The 282-nt window shown below is 72.0% G+C and carries 1 pseudogene; it reads right to left on the bottom strand.

What is annotated here, in order from left to right:
- Positions 1-128: pseudogene (locus MKL20_RS30190) on the bottom strand (MucR family transcriptional regulator); the annotation flags it as partial.
- Positions 129-282: the final 154 nt, after the last annotated feature.

Raw genomic sequence — 282 nt, 5'->3', positions numbered from 1 at the left:
GTCTCTGACGGCTTGGCAGCCTTCGGGGCCGCCTTCTTGCGCCTCTGGCCGAGGCCGAAGCCGTGGGCGAGCTTGGAGCGCGCCTCGGAGTAGCTAGCGGCCGTGGACGGGTAGTCCCGTGGGAGGCCGTAGCGCTCCCGGGTTCAACGCTGGAGCGCGGGCCGCCTTACGACAGGGCCGACTTCAGCTTCGAGGCGAGGTCGGTGCGCTCCCAGGAGAAGCCGCCATCGGCCTCCGGGGCGCGGCCGAAATGGCCGTAGGCCGCGGTGCGCGCGTAGATCG

Origin of the sequence: Methylobacterium sp. E-066 (assembly GCF_022829635.1) — a bacterium.
Classification (GTDB): Bacteria; Pseudomonadota; Alphaproteobacteria; order Rhizobiales; family Beijerinckiaceae; genus Methylobacterium.
This window is presented reverse-complemented; position numbering and strand designations above follow the sequence as displayed.